Raw genomic sequence first — 21,112 nt, forward strand, 5'->3', positions numbered from 1 at the left:
GGGTGCGGCCGGATGATCCGGTCGCACCCCCTTCGTCGTCGCGTCCCGTGAACCCCGAGCGGTCCCACCACTCCGTCATCCGACCGCAACCGCGCGTTCACCCGTCGCCCGCCGCGGCGTCTCGTCGGCTTCCTACCTTGGCCCGAACAGGCCCCGGGGGAGGTGCGCACGATGACGGTCATCGCGGTCATTCCCGCGCGCGGGGGCTCCAAGGGCGTGCCGGGCAAGAACCTCCGCCCGGTCGGCGGCGTGCCGCTCGTCGCACGCAGCGTCATCGCCGCGCTCGGCGTCGAGGCGATCGACCAGGTCGTCGTCTCCACCGACTCCGTCGAGATCGCCGACGTCGCCCGCGAGGCCGGCGCCTCGATCGTCGAGCGCCCCGCCGAGATCTCCGGCGACACGGCCGGCAGCGAGTCGGCGCTGCTGCACGCGCTCGGCGAGGTCGACCCGCGCGAGCGTGCGCACATCCTCGTCTTCATCCAGGCCACCTCGCCATTCATCGACACGGTCGCGCTCGCCGAGGCCGTGCGCCGTGTGGCCGACGGCGACGAGGATGCAGTGTTCTCGGCCGTCGAGGACTGGACCTTCCTCTGGCGGGTCGGGCCCGCCGGCGCCGAAGGCCTCGGCCATGACGCCGCCGTGCGGCCCCGCCGCCAGGATCGCGAGGCCGCCTACGCCGAGACCGGCGCCTTCTACGTCATGCGCGCGCCCGGATTCCGCGACGCCCGCCACCGCTTCTTCGGCCGGGTCGGCCTCGCGCTCGTCGACCCGCGCACGGCGATCGAGATCGACACCGAAGACGAGCTCGAGATGGCGGAGGCGCTCGCCGCCGTGCTCGACGCCGACGCCCCCGGCGAGGCCGGCGCGGCGCTGCGGTCGGCGGCGCTGCGGGGGCGGGCGGCCGCCGTCGATGCCGACCTCGACGACTCGGTCCGCGCCGACGGCGGCACCCCGTCCACCTCCGCCCTCGCGGCCGCTCCCACGACGCATGCGGCCGAGCCCGCTGCCGCGCCGACCGCCAGCCGCTTCGCGCCGCCCGTCACGCCCATCCCCGTCGACGCCGTCGTCGCCGACTTCGGCGAGGTCGCCGTCGACGCGCGCGTCGTGCTCTGCGACGACCTCGACGACTACGTGCCCGCCGACCGCGCCGACGGCCGCGGAGTGCAGCAGCTGCGCGACGCCGGCGTTCCGATGCTGCTGCTCTCCGAGCAGGTGCGCCGCGTCACCGAGGCCCGCGCCGAGCGCACGCACGTCGACCTCATCCACGGCAGCGACGACCCCGCCGCGGCCCTGCTCTGGTGGGCCGAGCAGAACCGGGTCGAGCTCGACCGGGTCGCCTACCTCGGCACCACGATCGCCGACCTCGAGTGTCTCCGCCTCGTCGGCTGGCCCGTCGCGACTGCCGACGCCGCGCCCGAGGTGCTCGCCGTCGCGTGCGTCGTGCTCGACGCGCCGCAGGGCCAGGGCGCCGTGCGCGAACTCGCCGACCGCGTGCTCGAAGCGCGGCGCACATCCACCCCTTCACGGGGCGACGCAGGGCGGGACCCGCGTCACCCCGACACGCATGAGTCCCGCAACCCCCCTGAGAGGCAGGAATCGCATGACCGTCGAAATCGGATCGCAGCCCATCGGTGACGGAGCTCCCGTCTACGTCATCGCCGAGATCGGACTCAACCACAACGGCTCGGTCGAGAACGCCAAGAAGCTCATCGACGTCGCCGCCCACGCCGGCGCGCAGGCCGTGAAGTTCCAGAAGCGCACGCCCGAGATCAGCACCCCCGAGCACATGAAGTCGACCCCGCGCGAGACGCCGTGGGGCACCATGACCTACCTCGAGTACCGCTACAAGGTCGAGTTCGACCGCGAGCAGTACATCGAGATCGGCGACTACGCCACGATGCGCGGACTCGACTGGTTCGCGTCGCCGTGGGACGAGCCCTCGGTCGACTTCCTCGAGGACATCAACGTCGTCGCCCACAAGGTCGCCTCGGCGTCGGTCACCGACCTCGGGATGCTGCAGCGCCTGCGCGAGACCGGCAAGCCGATCATCCTGTCGACGGGCATGTCGACGCTCGATCAGATCGACCGCGCGGTCGCGACCCTCGGCATCGACAACTTGATCATCCTGCACGCGACCTCGACCTACCCGCTGCCGGCGGAGGAGGCGAACCTGCGCATGATCACCACGCTCAAGCACCGCTACCCCGGTGTGCCGATCGGCTACTCGGGTCACGAGACCGGCCTGCAGATCTCGCTCGCCGCGGTCGCCATGGGCGCCGTCGTGGTCGAGCGTCACATCACCCTCGACCGCGCTATGTGGGGCAGCGACCACGCCGCGTCGCTCGAGCCGCAGGGCCTCGAGCGCCTCGTGCGCGACATCCGCGTCATCGAGGAGGCGCTGGGCGACGGCGTCAAGCGCGTCATGCGGGGCGAGTTCGCGCCGCAGGCGAAGCTGCGTCGCGTCGGCGCGTGAGCGACGCTGTCGGTGAGGACAGTCGCGTGAGCGACGCTGCCGGCGGCGCCGGCGCATCCGTCCCCACCGGGAAGGATGCGCCGGCGCGCCGCCGCCTGCTCGCGATCGCCGACTCCGACTCCTACGTGAAGTGGGGCGCGTCGCTCGTCGACCGCCTCTCCGACGACACCTGGGACATCGACTTCCTCGTGCTGCGTTCGCCGCTGCAGCCCAGCGCGACCCAGCTCGTCGCAGCCGTCGCCGACACCCGTTGGGCGGCGACCCCGCCCGAGGTGATCGACTTCGCCGACTTCGCCCAGCGCGTCGCCGACGTCGACCCGGATGCGGTCCTGCTCGCCACCCGCGGTCCCGTCGTCAAGGTCATGCTGCGCGCCGCCCTCGCGGTCGCCCGCCGGCGCCCGATCTTCGTGACGGGACTGCCCGGCATCTCGATCCCCGCGACGCGCAAGGCCATCGCCTACCGCTCGCAAAGCGATCTGATGGTGCTGCACAGCGCCCGCGAGATCCGCGACTTCGGCAAGCTCGCCGACAAGATGACGGTGCCGCAGCGCTTCGGCCTCGCGAGCCTGCCGTTCTTCCCGCCGGCCGACGACATCGTCGAGGCGGGCGTGCCCGGCGGCCCGATCGTCTTCGCCTCGCAGGCCAAGGTGCCCGCCGACCGCGAAGACCGGGTGCAGCTGCTGGGATGGCTCGCCGAGACCGCGCGCCGCAACCCCGGTCAGAAGGTCGTCATCAAGGTGCGCGCCGCCGCGGGCGAAGCGCAGACCCACGCCGAGCAGTGGGACTACAGCGCGCTGCTCGCCGAGCTGCCCGGGGGAGCTCCCGCGAACCTGGTCGTCGAGGGCGGGGCGATGTCGAAGCACCTCGCCACCGCATCCGGACTCGTCACCGTCAGCTCGACGGCCGCGATCGAGGCCATCGGACTCGGCGTTCCGGTGCTGCTGCTCGACGACTTCGGCGTCAGCAAGAAGCTGATCAACAAGGTCTTCGTCGGCTCGGGCGTGCTCGCGCCGGCCAGCGAGATGATCGCCGGACGCTTCCGCCGCCCGCACCCGGAGTGGCTCGACGACAACTACTTCCACCCCGCGTCGAGCGACGACTGGGAGAAGCGGCTGCTCAAGCTCATCCGCAAGCGCGACAACGAGAAGCTCAAGGTGCACACGCAGCACGCCGGTACGACCGGCGGCAGCCTGCGCGAGGCCTGGGATCGCAAGCGCGCGCTCGGCAGCTACGACCGCACGCTCTCGGGCTACGTCGCGCTGCTGATCGGCTCGCCCTTCGCGTTCGCGCTGCGTTGCCTCGGCTGGGGCCGGCGCCGGGCGAAGCGCGCGCTGAAGGCGCTGCGGCGGATGCTGCGGCCGAACGGCGTGACTGCGGCGGTTCCGGTGGTGCTGGCTGGTGCTGGTGCTGGTGCCGGCGCTGACTCGAGTGCGACCGCGGGTCAGCCCGTGCTGGTCGCGGTGGAGCTGCCGCCCGCGCGCGAGCCGCGCATCGCGCTCACCTCGGCGCCCGTCGCCGACGTGGCGCCGATCGCGGCAGCTGCGCATCCCGTCGACGACGCGGAGCGCCGCACCGCCTGAGTGCGCTGAACTCCGCTCGCGCGTTCCGCCGCGACCCGGCGTCTCCGAGTACGTGAGTTGCCCGCTTCCGCGGCCTGTCGCCTCACGGATGCCGCGGAAGCGGGCATCTCGGTGTCGCCGCGCGAGTTCCCTGCGGTCTGCGATCGCGAGTTGCCCGGTTCTGCCGGGTTCGGGGCCCGCAACCCAGCCGAACTGGCCGACTCGCGCTACCCGGGCAGGGCGTCGAGCCAGCGGGTGAACGCGCGTCGGGCCGCGTCGGCCAGCGCCGCACCGTGCTCGCGGGCCTGCGCGCGCAGCTCGTGCGGGTCGAGGCCGTGCGCCGCGAGCTCGCCACTGTGCCCGATCAGCCACTGCTCGAGGCGCGCGGGATCCGTCTCGAGGTGGAACTGCAGCCCGAGCACGGTCGCGCCGAGTGCGAAGGCCTGATTCGGGAAGCCGGGTGTCGCGGCGAGGTGCGCGGCGCCGGCGGGGATCGCGAAGGCGTCACCGTGCCAGTGCAGCACCGGCACGTCGGCGACCTCGGCGAGCGGCCCGGCCGCGCCCTCGGTCGTGAGCGTCAGCGGGCTGTAGCCGATCTCGACGCGCCCGGTCGGGCGCACCTCGGCATCCAGCGCGGCGGCGATGAGCTGCGCGCCGAGGCAGATGCCGAGCGTCGGACGGGGAGCGGCGGATGCGGTCGCCGAGCGCGCGATCGGGTTCCGAGCGCGGGACGTCGTCGCGCCGCGCTCGGAACGGCGCCCCGCGCTCGACACGGATCGGTCGGCGCCGAGCCGCTCGCGCAGCAGCGCGATCTCCTCGCCGAGCACCGGGTAGGCCGCGACGTCGCCGACTCCGACCGGGCCGCCGAGCACGACCAGCAGGTCGGCATCCGCAGCGGGTGCCAGGTCGTCGACCCCGACGTCGAGCACGGTGACGTCGTAGCCGCGGTCGACGAGCAGCGGCTCGAGCAGCCCGAGGTCTTCGAAGGCGACGTGACGGAGCGCGACGGCGGTGCGTCGGACGCTCGGTCGGATGCTCGGCATGATTGGCATAGGCCAATGTTACGATGCCGGAGTCTGCGCCGCGCGGGCCGGTCGTGACGGACTGGCCCGCGAGTCGCTGACCGCGATTCTGCAGGCTGCGAGCATCAAGCCCGTCGCCGCGCAGACCGCGGCGAGACAGACCCGCGATCGGTCGACGGCGGCACGGCCGTGAGACAGCACGACCGGCAGGGATCGGATCGCACGACGACAGGAGGTGAGCATGAGCGCAGGCAGCGACGTCGCCCTGCCGCCCTTGCGCGCCGCGATCCGCGGCGCGACCGCCGAGGAGATCTCCGACAGCATCCGCGACCTCATCGACATCGGTGACCTGCTTCCCGGAGCGGCGCTCCCGCCCGTGCGCGCGCTGGCCGAGACGCTCGGCGTGAATCGCAACACCGTCGTCGCCGCCTACCGACGACTCGCGCTGGCCGGCGCCGTCGTCACGGCCGGACGCGGCGGCACGTCGGTCGCGCATTCCTTCGCCCTCCCGGAAGAAGGGACCCAGCGCATCCACGCTGCTCCGGCTGACGTGCGCGACATCGGGCACGGCAACCCCGACCCGCGCCTGCTGCCCGACCTGCTGGCCGCCGCGGCGCGTCTCGCCGCCGGGCCCGCCGTGACTGCCGAGCCGGTCGAGCCGGTCTGGCCCGCCGCATCCGCGGGCGTGGCAGCCACCGCGTCCGAGCCCGCCGCATCCACCCCCGTCGTCTACGGCGCCCCGGCGCTCGATCCCGCCCTCGCCGCCTGGGCCCGCCCGTGGATCGCCGCCGGCCGCCCCGACGAGCCGGATCTCGCCCTCACGGTCGCGAGCGGCGCCGTGGATGCGGTCGAGCGCCTGCTCGCCCAGCACCTCACGCACGGGGACGCGATCGCGCTCGAGGATCCCTGCTTCCTCGCGAGCATCGCCACCTCGCGGCAGCTCGGCCACCGCATCGTGCCCGTGCCGGTCGACGCCGAGGGGATGACGCCTGACGGTCTCGAGCGCGCGCTCGCCGCGGGGGTGCGCGCGGTCGTGCTCACGCCGCGCGCGCACAACCCCACCGGCGCGAGTCTCAGCGCCGCCCGGGCCGACGCGCTGCGCGGCATCCTCGCCGGGCATCCGCGTGTGCTCGTGATCGAAGACGATCACTTCTCCGAGCTCGCGACCGCGCCGTACCGCACGGTCGTGCCGCGCGGGCACCGGCGTTGGGCGCTCGTGCGCTCGGTGTCGAAGTTCCTCGGACCCGACCTGCGCCTCGCGGTCATCGCCTCCGATCCCGCGTCGGGCGAGCGCCTCGCCTCCCGTCTCAGCGGCGGCACCACCTGGGTGAGTCACCTGCTGCAGCGGCTCGCGGCATCCCTCGCGACGGATGCCGGCGTGCGCTGGCAGGTCGCCGCCGCCCGCGAGCACTACCGGGCGCGAAACCGGCGTGCGGCCGAGGTGCTGACCTCGGCGCTGGCCTCGCCGGAGCTGCGCGAGATCGTGCCCGGCGCGCGCGTCCAGGCCGGTGACGGGCTCAACGTCTGGGTGGATCTGGCCCCGGCCCCGGGCGAGAGACCATCTCACGGAGCTGCTGTGACGGATGAGGCGGATGAGCCTCGTCCGTCCCACGAGTCACAGCGACTCCGCGAGATCGTCACGGGGACCGGTGGCGCGCCCACCCCGCCGACCGGCGCCGCCGTCACCGCGGCCCTGCACGAGCGCGGGTGGCGCGCCCGCCTCGGCGCCGACTTCGCCCTGGACGCGGCCACCGGCATCCACGCGATCCGCCTCACCATCCACGAGCTCGACGACACCCAGCTGGCGGCGCTCGCCGCCGACCTGGTCGAGGCCGTGCGTGCGGCGAGCGGTGCGACCCCGCCATCCACGACCACCGCGCCCCGCGGCTCGACCACCCCTTCGAGAGGAGACGTCGCATGACGCTCACCGACCCCGTCAGCTCGACCACGAGCACCGCCGGCAGCACCCCCGCCGACGACCGCCCCCTGCTGCGCACCGAGATTCCCGGCCCGCGCAGCCGCGAGCTGCACGAGCGCCGCCTCGCCGTCGTGCCGCGCGGCGCCGCCTGGACGCTGCCCGTCTACATCGACCACGCCGATGGCGCGTGGATCGTGGACGTCGACGGCAACCGCCTGCTCGACCTCGGCGCCGGCATCGGCGTCACCACGATCGGCCACGCGAACTCCGGGGTGGCGGATGCGGCGAGTGAACAGCTGCGCAAGGTCACCCACACGCTCTTCACGATCACCCCCTACGAGGGCTACGTGCGCCTCGCCGAGCTGCTCGCCGAGCGCACGCCCGGCGGCTTCGCGAAGAAGACGCTGCTCGTGAACTCGGGCGCCGAGGCGGTCGAGAACGCCGTCAAGATCGCGCGCCGCCACACCGGACGCCGCGCCGTCGCCGCGCTCGACCACGCCTTCCACGGACGCACGAACCTGACCAGCGCAATGAACCACAAGGCCGCGCCCTACGCGAGCGGGTTCGGGCCGCTCGCGCCCGACATCCACCGGGTTCCGAACAGCTACCCCTTCCGCGACGGGCTCACCGGCGCCGAGGCGGCGGCCCGCACGATCGCCTACCTCGAGCAGCGCATCGGAACGCGCGACCTCGCGGCCGTCGTCGCCGAGCCGATCCAGGGCGAGGGCGGCTTCATCGTGCCCGCCGAGGGCTACCTCACGGCGCTGCAGGAGTGGGCGACCGCGAACGGCGTCGTCTTCGTCGCCGACGAGGTGCAGTCGGGCATGGGCCGCACCGGCACCTGGTTCGCGAGCGAGCTGTTCGGTCTCGAGCCCGACCTCGTCACGACCGCGAAGGGGATCGCCGGCGGCCTCCCGCTCGCCGGCGTCACGGGACGCGCCGAGATCATGGACGCCGCCGACCCGGGCGGACTCGGCGGCACCTTCGGCGGCAACCCGGTCTCGATCGCCGCGGCGCTGTCGGTGTTCGAGCAGCTGGCGACCGGCGAACCTCTCGCGGCGGCGAACCGCATCGGCGAGGTGCTCACGGCGGGGCTGCGCGCGCTGGCTGCGAAGCACGACGTCATCGGCGACGTGCGCGGGCACGGCGCGATGATCGCGTTCGAGCTGACCGAGCCGGGCACGACCATCCCCATCCCGGGTCTCGCCGGTCGCATCTCGCAGTTCGCGGGGGAGCGCGGCGTGCTGCTGCTGACCGCCGGAAGCGACGGCAACGTCATCCGCTTCCTTCCCCCGCTCGCCGTCACCGACGGCCAGCTCGCCTACGCCCTCGAGGTCATCGACGAGGCGCTCGCCGCGCTGCTCTGACCCGGGCCGGATGCGCAGCCGTTCCCGCTCGCGCTCACCAAGGGCGTGAGTTGCCCACTTCGGTCGGGTTGGGGCCTCCTATCCCGGCAGAAGCGGGCAACTCGCGGAGTGCTGGCTCGGGGAGTTCCCGAGTTGCCCGCTTCGGCGGTGTGTCGTCGCGGGCATGCCGCGGATGCGGGCAACTCGCGGTGTCGGGCTCGGGTCGTGCCGGGGCAGGCTGGGCACGTCCGTGAGTTGCCCGCTTCGGTCGGGTTGGGGCCTCCTATGCCGTCAGAAGTGGGCGATTCGGCGCGCTTCGGCGACCGAGCGGCAGACTGGGGTGGATGCTCGAGCTCACCCTTCCCGTGACCCTGACGGCCCGCGACACCGAGGTCGAGGTGCGGCGCGCGACGCCCGCCGATGCGCCCGCGATCATCGGCCTGCTCGCCGACGACGCGATCAGCGCCTCGCGCGGCGACGTGGCCGCCGACGAGGACGCGCCCGCGTACCTCGCCGCGCTCGAGCAGATCCTCGCCGACCCGGCCAACGACCTCGTCGTGGCGGTCGAGCGCAGCACCGGCGCTGACCCTCAGGGTGACATCGTCGGCACGCTGCAGCTCACGCGCATCCCCGGAATGGCCCGCCGCGGTGCGACCCGCCTGACCGTCGAGGCCATACGGGTGCGCAGCGACCGCCGCTCGTCGGGCATCGGCGGCGCGCTGATGCGCTGGGTCGTTGAGCGGGCGGCGCCCGAACTCGGCGTCGCGCTGGTGCAGCTGACCTCGCACGTCGACCGGGTGGATGCGCACCGCTTCTACGAGCGCCTCGGCTTCGAGCGCTCGCACGCCGGCTTCAAGATCGCGATCCCCGCGCGCTGACCCGGAACCCCCGCGATTCTTCAGTTCGCGTCGCTCTCGATGACCCTGAGGGACGCGAACTGAAGAATCGAGCTCGGGGCGGGGGAGTCAGCGTCGTGCGAGCACGCGTTCGGCCGCGGCGGTCACGGCGCGCGCGGATGCCGTCAGCACCGAACGGTCGCGTCCGGCCGCCCAGCTCGCCGCGCCGCCGACACCGTCGCCGCCCCCATCCGCCGCCCCGTCCCGGAACTCGATCAGCGTCAGCGCCTCGCTGTCGCTGCCCGCGGTGAGCGAGGTCGTGTGCAGCGACAGCACCTCGACGTGGATGCCCGCCGCGCCCAGCACCGAGGTCACCGCTTCGACCGGGCCGACGCCGTCGAGTTCGGCAGCGTGCTCGACCCCGTCGACGCGTACGGCGACCCGGATGCGCCCGGCCGATCCCGAGTCCGTCGTCAGGAGCGTCAGCTCGACCCGCGCGCCCGGTGCCGCAGCACGAGCACCAGTGCCAGCGCCAGCATCCGCACCCGCCGTGACCGCGCCCGGGCGACCAGCACCGGGGCCGGCCTCCCCGGCGCCGCCCCCCGGAACCCCCAGGTACGCCCGCTCGAACACGCTCCACAGCCCCGCCGCATCCACCTCGAGCCCGCTCGCGTCGGTCGCGCGCTGCACGTGCCGGGCGAAATCGATCTGCGCCCGCCGCGGCAGCTCGATCCCGTAGGCGTCGGCGAGCAGGTAGGCCATGCCGCCCTTGCCCGACTGCGAGTTGACGCGGATCACGGCGTCGTAGCTGCGTCCGAGGTCGGCCGGGTCGATCGGCAGGTAGGGCACGCGCCAGTCGAGCTGCGACGACGGAACGCCCGAGGCGATCGCGCGGGCGCGGTGCTCGGCCAGGCCCTTGCTGATGGCGTCCTGGTGGGTTCCGCTGAACGCCGTGTGCACGAGGTCGCCGACGTAGGGATGCCGCGGGTGCACCTCGATGCGGTTCGCGTGCTCGACGACGCGGCGCACCTCGTCGATCTGCGAGAAGTCGATCATCGGGTCGACGCCCTGCGCGTGCAGGTTGAGCGCGAGCGTGACGAGGTCGACGTTGCCGGTGCGCTCGCCGTTGCCGAACAGGCAGCCCTCGACGCGCTGGGCCCCGGCGAGCACGGCGAGCTCGGCGCAGGCGACGCCGGTTCCACGGTCGTTGTGCGGGTGCACCGAGAGGATGACGCCGTCGCGCCGGGCGAGGTTGCGGTGCATCCACTCGATCTGGTCGGCGTAGACGTTCGGGGTCGCGATCTCGACGGTCGCGGGCAGATTGAGGATCACCGGGCGCTCGGGGCGCGCATCCCACCGCTCGGTCACCGCGTCGCAGACCTCGAGCACGTAGCCGGGCTCGGTCAGGTTGAACACCTCGGGCGAGAACTCGAATCGCACGTTCGGCAGGTCGCCGGCGGCGCGAAGCACGTCGTCGGCGGCGGCGAGGATGAGGGCCTTCAGCTCGGCACGATCCCGACCGAGCACGACGTCGCGCCAGGTCGGCGCGGTGGCGGTGTAGAGGTGGACGACGACCTCGTTGCGCAGCCCCCGGATCGACTCGACGGTGCGCTCGATGAGGTCGCGCCGCGCGGCCGTGAAGACGACGATCGTGACGTGCTCGGGTGCGATCGGGGCGGGATCCGGGGTCGAGGTCGACCCGCCGCCGTTCACCGCGCGCTCTCCGCTCTCGGCGAGCAGTCGCACGAAGTCGAAGTCGGTCTGGGATGCGCTCGGGTACCCGACCTCGATCTCGGTGTAGCCGATGCGCACCATGAGCTCGAAGAGGGCGCGCTTGCGGGCGGGATCCATGGGTTCGGCGAGCGCCTGGTTGCCGTCGCGCAGATCGACCGGAACCCAGAGCGGCGCGACCGTCGTGTGCCGGTCGGGCCAGGTGCGCGGCGCGGCGCTCGCCGCGGCGAGCGGCACCTCGACGCGGTCGACGACGCTGCGGTAGCGGTGCGACGGCATGCCCGAGGGGCGCTGGCGATTCCAGGCCGGGGCGGGACGCGCGGCGACGGGAGCTCCCGGCGCGGCGGAAGAAGCGGGTGCAGCGGCGGTGGGAGCCGCGGAAGAGGCGGGTGCGGTGCTGGTCATGTCGGTCGTGTCCTCGTTCGATAAGGGGTGACCGGCGCGCTTCGGCTCCACGTCGGGGAGCCGGTCTGGCTACACCCCGCCGTGGCAGAGAAAGAGAAGCGAGCGCGAGAGCAGCATGCGCCGAAGCTAGCACAACTCCTCAGACAAGTTGCACGCCCGGGCCGGGCCGCGAGGTCGGCTCTGGCTAGGCTCGCCCCTATGCCTCCGACGTCCCGCGCGCGCGAGCCGCGCATCCCTCTCGCGGATCAGGCGGCATCCGCTCTGCTCGACCGCGTGCGGTCAGGGGAGTGGGAGCTCGGGCAGAAGCTGCCCGGAGAGACGACGCTCGCTCCCGAGCTCGGCGTCGGGCGCTCGACCGTTCGCGAGGCGATCCGCCAGCTCGCGGGGCGCGGCATCCTGATGACACGGCAGGGATCCGGCGTGTTCGTCGCCGCCGTCGAGCCGAGCGACGAACGGGATGCGGCCCTGCGTCGCGCCGACATCGCCGCGGTGATCGAGGGTCGCATCGCGATCGAGGCCGAGTCGGCCGCGCTCGCCGCGGAGCGTCGAACGGCGGCCGATCTGCGCGGCATCCGCTCGGCGCTCGCGGGTCGCGACGCGACCCGGCCCGAGGTCGTGCGGGCCGCCGCCCGTGATGCGCTTCCGATGCGCTCGGTGCTCGAGGCGCACGTGGATGCCGACATCGTCTTCCACCGCGCGATCGTCGCGGCGGCGCACAACCCGGTGCTGAACCAGCTCTTCGACGCCTTCGTGCCGCGCAGTCGGCAGGCGATGGTCGACCTGCTGGTGCTGCGCGGCCCGGGCCGCTTCGGCGACGACGCCGATCACGACGTGCACGCCGTGATCGCGCAGGCCGTCGCCGACGGCGCCGCCACGCGGGCCGCGACCCTCGTGCGCGCGCACCTGCTCGCCCTGCGCGACGCCCTCAGCTGACGCTGGCCCCGCCCCAGCACCGATCGGTCGCAAACTGTCGCCTGGAGTGCGCATCAGGCGACAGTTTGCGACCGATCGATCACTGCGGATCGGGAGCAGAGGAGGGAGCGGTCAGCGAAGCCACGGGAGCCGCAGCCCAGCCCAGCCCAGCTCAGAACAGCGGGTGACCCGCGCCGACCTGGATGGTGGGGCCGAGCGCCGCGGCGCCGCGCAGCAGCGACTTCGGGCGGTAGCGGCGGGCCGTGACGGTGGAGGCGTCGGCGCCGGCCTCGGAGTATTCGGCGACGACCGCATCCACCCGCTTGCCGAGCACGGTGACGTAGCCGTCCCAGACGAGCACGGCGCGGTCGAAGCCGCCGGCGGTGGCGCGCAGGAAGTAGCGGGCGGCCGAGGCGCTCTGGCCGACGGTGGGGCTGTCGAAGCGGTGCACGGTGCGCTCGCCGGCGCGCTCGGTGATGACGAACGGGGCGATGCCGGCCTTGGCGGCGACGGCGGAGCCGGAGGCGGCGAGCGCCTCGCCGAGCCCCTGCTCGAGTGCGAACTCGGAGAGCTCGAGCACGGAGACGGGGGCGGTCATGGTCACGCTCACAAGCTACGGAGGACAGACCGCTGCGCCCAGTCCCCAGCTCGGGGTTCACCCTGACGCGGGGTGGTCGTCGGGGTCTCGACAGAACGGGTATCCGCGAGGGTCTCTCGACTGCGATTCCGGGCGAGACGGCGTGCGGCGTCTCGCCCGAGCGGGAGCGGCGGATGCGGTGCCCCGGCCGGGGAGCGTCGGCCGCGATCGCTACTCTGGCCCCATGGCGCAGGTCGTGGTCTCCGGTCACCGCGAGCAGATCGCCGCCCGCCGCGCGGCCCTCTCCGACGCGATCCACGGCGCCGTCATGGCGGCGCTCGACTACCCGGAAGAGAAGCGGTTCCATCGCTTCGTCGGGCTGGATGCCGGCGACTTCATCCACCCGGGGGACCGCGGCCTCGACTACACGATCATCGAGATCTCGCTGTTCGAGGGGCGTTCGGAGGCGGCGAAGCGGATGCTGATCCGCGAGCTGTTCGCGCGCATCCGGGACGAGGTCGGCATCGACCCGCACAGCGTCGAGATCACGCTGACCGAGACGCCGAAGGTCAACTGGGGGATCCGCGGGCGTGTCGCCGACGAGCTCGAGCTCGGCTACCGCGTCGACGTCTGACCGGGCCCGGCGGCTCGGCCCGCACCCCCGGAACCCGCCCCGACGCCGATCCGAAACACCCTCGCAATACGCCCCTGCGTAGTGTCGGGTCATGGGCGACCTGTTCGACGGCTACGGAGCCAGCACGGCCGGCGTCACCGGCACGCGACGACGCGGGGGCAGCGGCGCCGTCGCCTTCGACGAGATGTTCGCTCCCGGTGGCGGCGCTCGCGAGGCCTACCGCGACATCCACGACGCGCTCGCGCGCATGACGCAGGAGGAGCTGCGCGGACGCACGAGCGCCCTCGCCTCCTCCTACCTCGCGCAGGGCGTGACCTTCGACTTCGCCGGCGAGGAGCGGCCGTTCCCGCTGGATGCGGTGCCGCGCGTGATCGACCAGTCCGAGTGGGCGGGCGTCGAGGCCGGGGTGAAGCAGCGCGTCCGCGCGCTCGAGGCCTTCCTCGCCGACGTCTACGGGGCGCAGGATGCGGTGCGCGACGGCGTCATCCCGGCTCGCCTGATCAGCTCGTCGAGTCACTTCCATCGCGAGGCGGCCGGGGTGGTGGCGGCGAACGGCGTGCGCATCCAGGTCTCGGGCGTCGACCTCATCCGCGACGAGCAGGGCACCTGGCGGGTGCTCGAAGACAACGTGCGGGTGCCCTCGGGCGTCAGCTACGTGATCTCGAACCGGCGGGTGATGGCGCAGACGCTGCCCGAGCTGTTCGTGTCGATGCGGGTGCGGCCCGTGGGCGACTACCCGCAGAAGCTGCTGCACGCGCTGCGGGCGGCGGCGCCGGAGGGCGTCGACGATCCGACGATCGTGGTGCTCACGCCGGGTGTCTTCAACTCGGCCTACTTCGAGCACACGCTGCTCGCGCGCCTGATGGGCGTCGAGCTCGTCGAGGGCCGCGACCTCTTCTGCTCGGGCGGGCGCGTGTTCATGCGCACGACCGCCGGGCCGACCCGCGTCGACGTGATCTACCGGCGGGTGGATGACGAGTTCCTCGACCCGCTGCAGTTCCGCGCCGACTCGATGCTCGGCTCGCCCGGGCTCATGCTGGCGGCGCGCCTCGGCAACGTGACGATCGCGAACGCGGTCGGCAACGGCGTCGCCGACGACAAGCTCGTCTACACCTACATGCCCGACCTCATCCGCTACTACCTGGGCGAGGATCCGAAGATCGAGAACGTGCAGACCTGGCGGCTCGAGGAGCCGGGCGCCCTCGAGGAGGTGCTCGACCGCCTCGACGAGCTGGTCGTGAAGCCGGTCGACGGCTCCGGCGGCAAGGGACTCGTCGTCGGGCCGGACGCGAGCCGCGCCGAGCTCGACACCCTCGCGACGCGGCTGCGCGCCGATCCGCGCGGCTGGATCGCGCAGCCGGTCGTGCAGCTCTCGACCATCCCGACGCTCGTCGACGACGGGATGCGCCCGCGGCACGCCGACCTGCGCCCCTTCGCGGTCAACGACGGCTCGGATGTGTGGGTGCTGCCCGGCGGCCTCACCCGCGTCGCGCTGCCCGAGGGTCAGCTCGTGGTCAACAGCTCGCAGGGCGGCGGTTCGAAGGACACCTGGGTGGTGGGGCCGGATGCGGCCTGGCACCAGTCCGCGTCGGCCGACCCGCGCGATCGCGACGTGCAGGCCCTCGTCGCCGAGCAGGCGTCGGTCACGCAGGCGATCCCGGTGATCACGGCGGAGCTGGCCGCCGCGCACGGCGCGCAGCCGCTGCCCGATCACGTGGCCGAGCATCCGCACGACCAGAACCCCGAAGACGCGCCCCGCCGCGACCAGCAGCAGCAACAGCAGCAGGCCGCCGCCGCCGAGGAGGTGAGCGCATCATGATGCTCTCCCGCATCGCCGAGAGCCTGTTCTGGATCGGCCGCTACATCGAGCGCGCCGACGGCACCGCCCGCATCCTCGACGTGCACCTGCAGCTGCTGCTCGAGGACCCGTGGATCGAAGAGGACACCGCCTGCCGCTCGCTGCTCAGCGTCATGGGCGTCGCCGTCGACCCGGCGGTGCCGGTCACCCGCGGCGACGTGCTCTCGATCCTCGCCGTGGACCGCAGCCAGCCGGCCGCGATCGCCTACTCGCTGCAGGCCGCGCGCGAGAACGCCCGCCGTGCTCGCGAGGTCGTCTCGACCGAGCTGTGGGAGGTGCTGAACACGACCAGGGCGCGGATGCCGCGGCGCATCCCCGGCGACAAGGTGCACGAGTTCTTCGCCTGGGTGCGCGAGCGCAGCGCCCTCGCGGTCGGCATCGTCGAGACCGGCACGAGCCGCGACGAGGCGTGGAGCGTGTTCACCCTGGGCCGCTCGATCGAGCGCGCCGACATGACCGCCCGGCTGCTGGCGACCCGCAGTCTGACCGAGGCGTCCGGCCCGTCGTGGACGACCATCCTGCGGTCCGTCGGCGCCTATGAGGCCTACCTGCGCACCTACCGCGGCGTGCCGAGCGCGCGCAACGCGGCCGAGTTCCTGCTGCTCGACCGGCTGTTCCCGCGCAGCATCCTGTTCTCGGTCAGCCGGGCCGAGCAGTGCCTGCGCGAGCTCGAGCCGGAGGTGCGCCGTGTCGGCGTGCCCGACTCGGCGCAGCGGCTGCTGGGGCAGATCCGCAGCGAGCTCGAGTTCCGGCCGATCAGCGACATCATCGCCGACCTGCCGCGGCACATGGATGACGTGCAGTCGGCGACGAGCGCGGCGAGCGAGGCGGTGCGTCAGCGCTACTTCCCGACGAACGCGGCGCCGGTGTGGGTGGGAGAGAACACGTGAAGCGACACCGCATCCGGCATCAGACCGGCTTCCGCTACGCCGGCGAGGCGTCGGCGTCGTACAACGAGGCGCGTATGCTGCCCGCCGCGGGCGGCGACCAGCTCGTGCTGTCGTCGCACCTCGAGATCACGCCGCTCTCGTCGTCGAACACGTATACCGACTACTGGGGTTCGCGGGTCACGTCGTTCGAGGTGCTCGCGGCGCATCGCGAGCTGACCCTGACGGCGACGAGCCTCGTCGAGGTGCGGCCGCGCGAGCACCCGCACCGCGACCTCGACTGGGATGAGCTCGCCGGCGCGGCCGAGTCGCGCATCGAGTACGTGGAGCAGCTGGGCCAGACCGACCGCACGCGTCCGCCGGCGGAGGTCGTCGCGCTGGCGCGGGGTCTGGCGGATGCCGCGTCGGCGCCCGGCGAGGCCGCCCTCGCGATCGCCCGGGCGATCGGCGAGCGCATCGAGTACGTGCCCGGAGTGACGGCGGTCACGACCACGGCCGAAGAGGCGTGGAGCGAGCAGAAGGGCGTCTGCCAGGACATCGCGCAGCTCGCGATCGGCGCCCTGCGCTCGGTCGGCATCCCCGCCCGCTACGTCAGCGGCTACCTGCACCCGGTGCCCGACGCGCAGGTCGGCGAGACCGTCACGGGCGAGTCGCACGCCTGGGTCGAGTGGTGGTGCGGCGGATGGCGCGGCTTCGACCCGACGAACCTGATCGACATCGGCGACCGGCACGTGACCGTCGCGCGCGGCCGCGACTACGGGGACGTGCCGCCGCTGCGCGGCGTGTTCGCCGGACCCTCGTCGAGCGCGATGTTCGTAACGGTCGAGATCACGCGGGAGGCGTGATGCTGCTCTCCTGGCGAGCACCGGTCGACGACGCGGAGCTGTCGCGGCTCCACGCGGAGGCTTTCGCGCATCCCGCCGGGGTCGAGCCGTGGGCCGACCGCCTCGACCGGCATTCGATCGGCTGGGCGACGGCTCGGCAGAACGGGGCGCTCGTCGGCTTCGTCAACGTCGTCGGTGACGGGGGAGCGCACGCCTTCCTCGTCGACACGGTCGTCGCGCCGGCGCTGCAGGGCGGCGGCATCGGCCGCCAGCTCGTCGCGCTCGCCGTCGCCGAGACCCGCGCGACCGGGGCGGCCTGGCTGCACGTCGACTACGAGCCGCACCTCGAGGGCTTCTACCGCCAGGCCGGGTTCGGCCCCACCCACGCGGGCCTGATCGCCCTCACCTGACCGGGTTCTGCGGGATCGCGCGGCGATCCTGGCTTCGCCGCGCCATATCGTGCGGCGCGGCCGAGATCGTGCGGCGCTCTGCCCGCGCTGGCTCGGGGAGTGACGCCGGGGCTGACAGCCGCGCATCCGGCCGTCAGGATGGCCGCATGAGCCGCAGCATCTTCGTCAACCTTCCCGTGCGCGACCTGCCCGCCTCGACGGCCTTCTTCGAGAAGCTCGGCTTCGAGAAGAACCCGCAGTTCAGCGACGAGAACGCCAGCAGCATCGTCTTCGGCGAGAACGTCTTCGCCATGCTGCTGACGCACGACTACTTCGCGACCTTCTCGGCGAAGCCGATCGCGGATGCGCGTGCCGAGACCGCCGCGACCCTCGCCCTCTCGGCCGACAGCCGCGAGGAGGTCGACCGCATCGCCGACGCCGCCCTCGCGCAGGGCGTGGCCGAGCCCAAGGAAGCGCAGGACCACGGCTTCATGTACGGCCGCAGCTTCAACGACCTCGACGGCCACCACTGGGAGGTCGTCTGGATGGACCCGGCAGCCCTCGAGCAGTCCTGACGGTCCGCCGATCGGCATCCCGGCCGGCTGCTCACCTCGGGATGCCCACCTCGGACGGGTCGCCCCCCTCGAACCGACGACCCGTCTCCACGAGGTGATCGGTCGCTAACTGTCGCCAAACCTCGCGGTTGGCGACAGTTGGCGACCGATCGATGACTCCCGAGCGCCGAGAACGGCGCGGGCGGGATCAGCTCGCGGCGGGCACCTTCGCCGAGACGGCGTCGAGGCGCGCGACCTCGTCGGCGCTGAGGTCGAGGGACGCCGACGCGAGCAGTGCGGGCAGCTGCTCGACCACGCGGGCCGAGGCGATCGGCGCCGTGATCTCGGGCTTGGCGCGCAGCCAGGCGAGCGCGACGGTGGCGAGCTCGGCGCCGTGGTCGGCGGCGATCGCGGCGACCTCGTCGACGACGGCGAGTCCGGCGTCCGAGAAGTAACCGGCGACCTGGCCCTCGCGCTGCTGGCCGGCGAAGTCGTCCTTCGAGCGGTACTTGCCGGTGAGGAACCCGGCGGCGAGCGACCAGTAGGGCGTCACGCCGAGGTCGGCCTCGCGGGCGACCGGGGCGAGCTGCGACTCGTAGGGCTCGCGGGTCACGAGGTTGTAGTGCGGCTGCAGCGCGACGGGCGCGGCGAGGCCGTTCTCCTGCGCGATGCGCACCCACTCGCGCACGCGGTCGGCGCTGTAGTTCGACACCGCGGTGTAGCGCACCAGGCCCTCGCTGACGAGCTGGTCGAAGGCGCGCACGGTCTCCTCGAGCGGCGTCGACTCGTCGTCGTAGTGCGCCCAGTAGAGGTCGATCACGTCGGTGCCGAGGCGCTGCAGCGAGGCGCGTGCGGCGGCGGCCACGTTGGCGGACGAGAGCCCGCGGAACTCGGGATGCTGCGACACCTTGGTGCCGATCACGACGTCGTCGCGGCGTCCGCGCTTCGCGAGCCAGGTGCCGATGATCGTCTCCGACTCGCCGCCCGAGTTGCCGTCACCCCAGGCCGAGTAGACGTCGGCCGTGTCGATGAAGTTCCCGCCGCCGGCGACGTAGGCGTCGAGCACGTCGTGCGAGGTGCTCTCGTCGGCCGTCCAGCCGAACACGTTGCCGCCGAGGGCGAGGGGGAAGACGTCGAGGTCGCTGCTGCCGAGACGGGTCATGGATGCGGTCCTTTCGAAGACGCTGGTCAGGCGGATGCGGCACCCGCGCGGCGCGCATCCCATCGCCTCGAGCTTGCTCGCCTCGGCCGCCGTCGCGCTGGCCGCGACCGCCGCATTGCGCGAGATGACAGCGATCACCCAGCAGTAACGGGGCCGAGCGCGGGTCCGTGTTCCGAGCGCGCGGTGTCGTCGCCCCGCGCTCGGCACGGAACCCCGCGCTCGGCGCCGGTCGGGCCGGGCGGGCCGATCAGCTCGACCGCGTCGACTCCGCCTCCACGACCGCGATCTCGGTCGTCGCCGTCTCGACGTCGCGCCCGTCACCGCGCCAGCGCACGGCGAGGTTGAAGCGGGATGCGCGATCCCAGTTCACCCGCAGACCCTTCGCCCGGCGCATCCACACCAGCGCGACGAGCACGGCGGCGAACCCGGACGCGGCGGCGACGCCGAGCGCCCAGCGCGGCCCGAAGGCGTTCGCGACCCAGCCGACGAGCGGGGCGCCGATCGGGGTGCCGCCGGCGAAGATCGCCATGTAGAGCGCCATGACGCGGCCGCGCATGATCGGCGAGGTCGTCGTCTGCACGTAGGCGTTGGCGCTCGTCATCAGGGTGATCGAGCTGAGGCCGACCGTGATGAGCACGCCGGCGAAGGCCCAGTAGCTGGGCATGACGGCGGCGACCGCGCAGGTCACGCCGAAGCCGAGTGAGGCGATCACGGCGTAGCGCAGGCGCGGACGGTCGCGGCGAGCCGAGAGCAGCGCGCCGGTGACCGAGCCGATCGCCAGGATCGACGAGAGCAGGCCGAAGGCATCCGCCCCCGCCCCGAACTCGACGCTCGCCATGGTCGAGGTGAAGATCGGGAAGTTCAGGCCGAAGGTGCCGACGAGGAAGATCATCGCGAACACGACGAGGATGTCGGGGCGCCCCCGCACGTAGCGGAAGCCGTCGCGGATCTGCCCCCGTCGCGCCGCCGCCCGCTTGGCCGGACGCAGCTGGTCGGTGCGCAGCAGCGCGATCGCGAGCAGGGTCGCCGCGAAGGTGCCGGCGTTGAGCAGGAACACCCAGCCCGAGCCGATGAGCGCGATGAGCACGCCCGCGACGGCCGGGCCGATCATCCGCGCGCCGTTGAAGGAGGCGGAGTTCAGGGCGACCGCGTTGGGCAGCTGCCGGTCGTCGACGAGCTCGCTCACGAAGGTCTGCCGGGCGGGCGCGTCGAAGGCGGCGACGACGCCGAGGCCGAAGGCGAAGGCGTAGACCATCCAGAGCTGCGCGACGCCGAACACCGTGATGAGGCCGAGGCCCAGCGCGAGCAGTCCCATGAGCGCCTGCGTCACGAAGAGCAGGCGGCGGCGGTCGAAGCGGTCGGCGATCAGGCCGGAGACGGGCACGAGCAGCAGCTGCGGGCCGAACTGCAGCGCCATCGTCACGCCGACCGCCGCCGCGTCGTGTTGGGTCAGCTCGGTGAGCACGATCCAGTCCTGGGCCGTGCGCTGCATCCAGGTGCCGATGTTCGACACCATCGCGCCGCCGAACCACAGGCGGTAGTTCGCGACGCCGAGCGACTGGAACATCGCGCTCATGAGTCGCTGAGGCGGCGCAGGAGGGGGGTCACCTCCTGCAGGAGCCGTCGTTCCTGGGGGGTGAGAATGGCCAGTCGCTGCGTGAACCAGGCGGCTCGCAGGCGGCGGGTCTCGGTGATGATGGCCGACCCGGAGTCGGTGAGGCGGATGCGCACCCGGCGCGCGTCGTCGGGGTCGGGATTGCGGGTGATCCACCCGGCTTCCTCGAGCCCGTTGATCGTGCGGTTGATCGACGGGGGAGTCACGCCCTCGTGCTCGGCGAGCTGGCCGGGGGTGCGGTCGCCGTGCTTCTCGAGCTGGAACAGCACGCCCAGCTGCGCGTCGCTGATGCCGTCGGCGGCGCGGTGCACCCGGATGCGGCGGGAGAGCCGCTGGATGATCATCCGCAGCTCGTCGGGGTCGGTCTCGGTGACCGGATCGGGGATATCTGCCATCGATCGTTAGCCTAG

The 21,112-nt window shown here is 73.0% G+C and carries 19 protein-coding genes; 13 read left to right on the forward strand and 6 right to left on the reverse strand.

Going from position 1 to position 21,112, the window contains the following annotated elements; genetic code table 11:
* The first annotated feature begins 171 nt into the window (after positions 1 to 171).
* From FJ657_RS05060 to FJ657_RS05070, 3 genes are read left to right on the forward strand one after another with little or no spacing between them, the layout of a single operon-like run.
* Positions 172 to 1,635 (forward strand): acylneuraminate cytidylyltransferase, encoded by a 1,464-nt coding sequence (locus tag FJ657_RS05060; RefSeq protein WP_141162529.1) that lies wholly within the window; start codon positions 172 to 174, stop codon positions 1,633 to 1,635.
* Positions 1,601 to 2,473, forward strand: coding sequence for an N-acetylneuraminate synthase family protein (locus FJ657_RS05065; RefSeq protein WP_141162530.1), 873 nt, complete (start codon positions 1,601 to 1,603; stop codon positions 2,471 to 2,473). The genes FJ657_RS05060 and FJ657_RS05065 overlap by 35 nt, the downstream gene beginning before the upstream one ends.
* Positions 2,474 to 2,499: 26 nt before the next feature.
* A complete protein-coding gene (locus FJ657_RS05070; RefSeq protein ID WP_141162531.1) occupies positions 2,500 to 4,053 on the forward strand; it encodes a DUF6716 putative glycosyltransferase in 1,554 nt (517 codons plus the stop codon).
* A gap of 206 nt (positions 4,054 to 4,259) precedes the next feature.
* Here FJ657_RS05070 and FJ657_RS05075 read toward each other — a convergent pair whose 3' ends face one another.
* The gene (locus FJ657_RS05075) at positions 4,260 to 5,084 is read right to left on the reverse strand and encodes a glutamine amidotransferase-related protein (protein ID WP_255447148.1); all 825 of its coding nucleotides are present in this window, start codon (positions 5,082 to 5,084) and stop codon (positions 4,260 to 4,262) included.
* A 211-nt stretch (positions 5,085 to 5,295) separates the two neighbouring features.
* On the opposite strand from FJ657_RS05075, the gene FJ657_RS05080 reads away from it, so the two are divergent.
* From FJ657_RS05080 to FJ657_RS05090, 3 genes are all read left to right on the forward strand, one after another.
* Positions 5,296 to 6,975: an aminotransferase class I/II-fold pyridoxal phosphate-dependent enzyme gene (locus FJ657_RS05080; protein ID WP_181408871.1), complete on the forward strand. Its 1,680-nt coding sequence runs from the start codon at positions 5,296 to 5,298 to the stop codon at positions 6,973 to 6,975.
* A complete protein-coding gene (locus tag FJ657_RS05085) occupies positions 6,972 to 8,339 on the forward strand; it encodes an aminotransferase class III-fold pyridoxal phosphate-dependent enzyme (protein WP_141162532.1) in 1,368 nt (455 codons plus the stop codon). The genes FJ657_RS05080 and FJ657_RS05085 overlap by 4 nt, the downstream gene beginning before the upstream one ends.
* A 323-nt stretch (positions 8,340 to 8,662) precedes the next feature.
* Positions 8,663 to 9,196, forward strand: a complete 534-nt coding sequence (locus tag FJ657_RS05090; protein WP_141162533.1) for a GNAT family N-acetyltransferase — start codon at positions 8,663 to 8,665, stop codon at positions 9,194 to 9,196.
* An 87-nt stretch (positions 9,197 to 9,283) separates the two neighbouring features.
* Here the strand turns inward: FJ657_RS05090 and FJ657_RS05095 are convergent, their stop codons facing one another.
* Complete coding sequence (locus FJ657_RS05095) at positions 9,284 to 11,290, reverse strand: 2-isopropylmalate synthase (protein WP_141162534.1); 2,007 nt, start codon at positions 11,288 to 11,290, stop codon at positions 9,284 to 9,286.
* Between the two features lie 198 nt (positions 11,291 to 11,488).
* On the opposite strand from FJ657_RS05095, the gene FJ657_RS05100 reads away from it, so the two are divergent.
* Positions 11,489 to 12,223, forward strand: coding sequence for a FadR/GntR family transcriptional regulator (locus FJ657_RS05100; RefSeq protein ID WP_141162535.1), 735 nt, complete (start codon positions 11,489 to 11,491; stop codon positions 12,221 to 12,223).
* 151 nt (positions 12,224 to 12,374) lie between these two features.
* On the opposite strand, the gene FJ657_RS05105 is transcribed toward FJ657_RS05100, so the two are convergent.
* On the reverse strand, positions 12,375 to 12,806 hold the full coding sequence (locus FJ657_RS05105; RefSeq protein WP_141162536.1) for a hypothetical protein: 432 nt from the start codon (positions 12,804 to 12,806) through the stop codon (positions 12,375 to 12,377).
* Between the two features lie 217 nt (positions 12,807 to 13,023).
* Here FJ657_RS05105 and FJ657_RS05110 point away from each other — a divergent pair, with 217 nt between their 5' ends.
* The 6 genes from FJ657_RS05110 to FJ657_RS05135 all read left to right on the forward strand — a co-directional run bounded on the left by FJ657_RS05110 (position 13,024) and on the right by FJ657_RS05135 (position 17,946).
* Positions 13,024 to 13,413, forward strand: coding sequence for a tautomerase family protein (locus tag FJ657_RS05110; RefSeq protein ID WP_141162537.1), 390 nt, complete (start codon positions 13,024 to 13,026; stop codon positions 13,411 to 13,413).
* 91 nt (positions 13,414 to 13,504) lie between these two features.
* Entirely contained in the window at positions 13,505 to 15,232 is a 1,728-nt protein-coding gene (locus tag FJ657_RS05115) for a circularly permuted type 2 ATP-grasp protein (protein WP_141162538.1), read from the forward strand.
* On the forward strand, positions 15,232 to 16,161 hold the full coding sequence (locus FJ657_RS05120; RefSeq protein ID WP_141162740.1) for an alpha-E domain-containing protein: 930 nt from the start codon (positions 15,232 to 15,234) through the stop codon (positions 16,159 to 16,161). The genes FJ657_RS05115 and FJ657_RS05120 overlap by 1 nt, the downstream gene beginning before the upstream one ends.
* Positions 16,158 to 17,003 carry a transglutaminase family protein gene (locus FJ657_RS05125; protein ID WP_141162539.1) on the forward strand — a complete coding sequence of 282 codons (846 nt, stop codon included), beginning with the start codon at positions 16,158 to 16,160 and terminating at the stop codon, positions 17,001 to 17,003. Before FJ657_RS05120 ends, FJ657_RS05125 begins: the two co-directional genes overlap by 4 nt.
* Complete coding sequence (locus FJ657_RS05130; RefSeq protein WP_141162741.1) at positions 17,003 to 17,392, forward strand: GNAT family N-acetyltransferase; 390 nt, start codon at positions 17,003 to 17,005, stop codon at positions 17,390 to 17,392. The genes FJ657_RS05125 and FJ657_RS05130 overlap by 1 nt, the downstream gene beginning before the upstream one ends.
* Before the next feature lie 146 nt (positions 17,393 to 17,538).
* Positions 17,539 to 17,946 (forward strand): VOC family protein, encoded by a 408-nt coding sequence (locus FJ657_RS05135; protein ID WP_141162540.1) that lies wholly within the window; start codon positions 17,539 to 17,541, stop codon positions 17,944 to 17,946.
* 187 nt (positions 17,947 to 18,133) lie between these two features.
* On the opposite strand, the gene FJ657_RS05140 is transcribed toward FJ657_RS05135, so the two are convergent.
* From FJ657_RS05140 to FJ657_RS05150, 3 genes are all read right to left on the reverse strand, one after another.
* Positions 18,134 to 19,087, reverse strand: a complete 954-nt coding sequence (locus FJ657_RS05140; protein ID WP_141162742.1) for an aldo/keto reductase — start codon at positions 19,085 to 19,087, stop codon at positions 18,134 to 18,136.
* Between the two features lie 247 nt (positions 19,088 to 19,334).
* Positions 19,335 to 20,663: an MFS transporter gene (locus tag FJ657_RS05145; protein ID WP_141162541.1), complete on the reverse strand. Its 1,329-nt coding sequence runs from the start codon at positions 20,661 to 20,663 to the stop codon at positions 19,335 to 19,337.
* A complete protein-coding gene (locus tag FJ657_RS05150) occupies positions 20,660 to 21,097 on the reverse strand; it encodes a MarR family winged helix-turn-helix transcriptional regulator (protein ID WP_141162542.1) in 438 nt (145 codons plus the stop codon). Before FJ657_RS05150 ends, FJ657_RS05145 begins: the two co-directional genes overlap by 4 nt.
* Positions 21,098 to 21,112 lie beyond the last annotated feature (15 nt).

It is taken from the genome of Schumannella soli, from assembly GCF_006517435.1.
Lineage (GTDB): Bacteria > Actinomycetota > Actinomycetes > Actinomycetales > Microbacteriaceae > Schumannella > Schumannella soli.

Excerpts from the sequence above, each read along its gene's own strand:
- FJ657_RS05100 (WP_141162535.1), top strand. The coding sequence starts at position 11,489 with ATGCCTCCGACGTCCCGCGCGCGCGAGCCGCGCATCCCTCTCGCGGAT.
- FJ657_RS05140 (WP_141162742.1), bottom strand. The coding sequence starts at position 19,087 with ATGACCCGTCTCGGCAGCAGCGACCTCGACGTCTTCCCCCTCGCCCTC.
- FJ657_RS05085 (WP_141162532.1), top strand. The coding sequence starts at position 6,972 with ATGACGCTCACCGACCCCGTCAGCTCGACCACGAGCACCGCCGGCAGC.
- FJ657_RS05075 (WP_255447148.1), bottom strand. The coding sequence starts at position 5,084 with ATGCCAATCATGCCGAGCATCCGACCGAGCGTCCGACGCACCGCCGTC.
- FJ657_RS05120 (WP_141162740.1), top strand. The coding sequence starts at position 15,232 with ATGCTCTCCCGCATCGCCGAGAGCCTGTTCTGGATCGGCCGCTACATC.
- FJ657_RS05065 (WP_141162530.1), top strand. The coding sequence starts at position 1,601 with ATGACCGTCGAAATCGGATCGCAGCCCATCGGTGACGGAGCTCCCGTC.
- FJ657_RS05130 (WP_141162741.1), top strand. The coding sequence starts at position 17,003 with ATGCTGCTCTCCTGGCGAGCACCGGTCGACGACGCGGAGCTGTCGCGG.
- FJ657_RS05110 (WP_141162537.1), top strand. The coding sequence starts at position 13,024 with ATGGCGCAGGTCGTGGTCTCCGGTCACCGCGAGCAGATCGCCGCCCGC.
- FJ657_RS05135 (WP_141162540.1), top strand. The coding sequence starts at position 17,539 with ATGAGCCGCAGCATCTTCGTCAACCTTCCCGTGCGCGACCTGCCCGCC.
- FJ657_RS05090 (WP_141162533.1), top strand. The coding sequence starts at position 8,663 with ATGCTCGAGCTCACCCTTCCCGTGACCCTGACGGCCCGCGACACCGAG.
- FJ657_RS05145 (WP_141162541.1), bottom strand. The coding sequence starts at position 20,663 with ATGAGCGCGATGTTCCAGTCGCTCGGCGTCGCGAACTACCGCCTGTGG.
- FJ657_RS05060 (WP_141162529.1), top strand. The coding sequence starts at position 172 with ATGACGGTCATCGCGGTCATTCCCGCGCGCGGGGGCTCCAAGGGCGTG.
- FJ657_RS05080 (WP_181408871.1), top strand. The coding sequence starts at position 5,296 with ATGAGCGCAGGCAGCGACGTCGCCCTGCCGCCCTTGCGCGCCGCGATC.
- FJ657_RS05115 (WP_141162538.1), top strand. The coding sequence starts at position 13,505 with ATGGGCGACCTGTTCGACGGCTACGGAGCCAGCACGGCCGGCGTCACC.
- FJ657_RS05095 (WP_141162534.1), bottom strand. The coding sequence starts at position 11,290 with ATGACCAGCACCGCACCCGCCTCTTCCGCGGCTCCCACCGCCGCTGCA.
- FJ657_RS05150 (WP_141162542.1), bottom strand. The coding sequence starts at position 21,097 with ATGGCAGATATCCCCGATCCGGTCACCGAGACCGACCCCGACGAGCTG.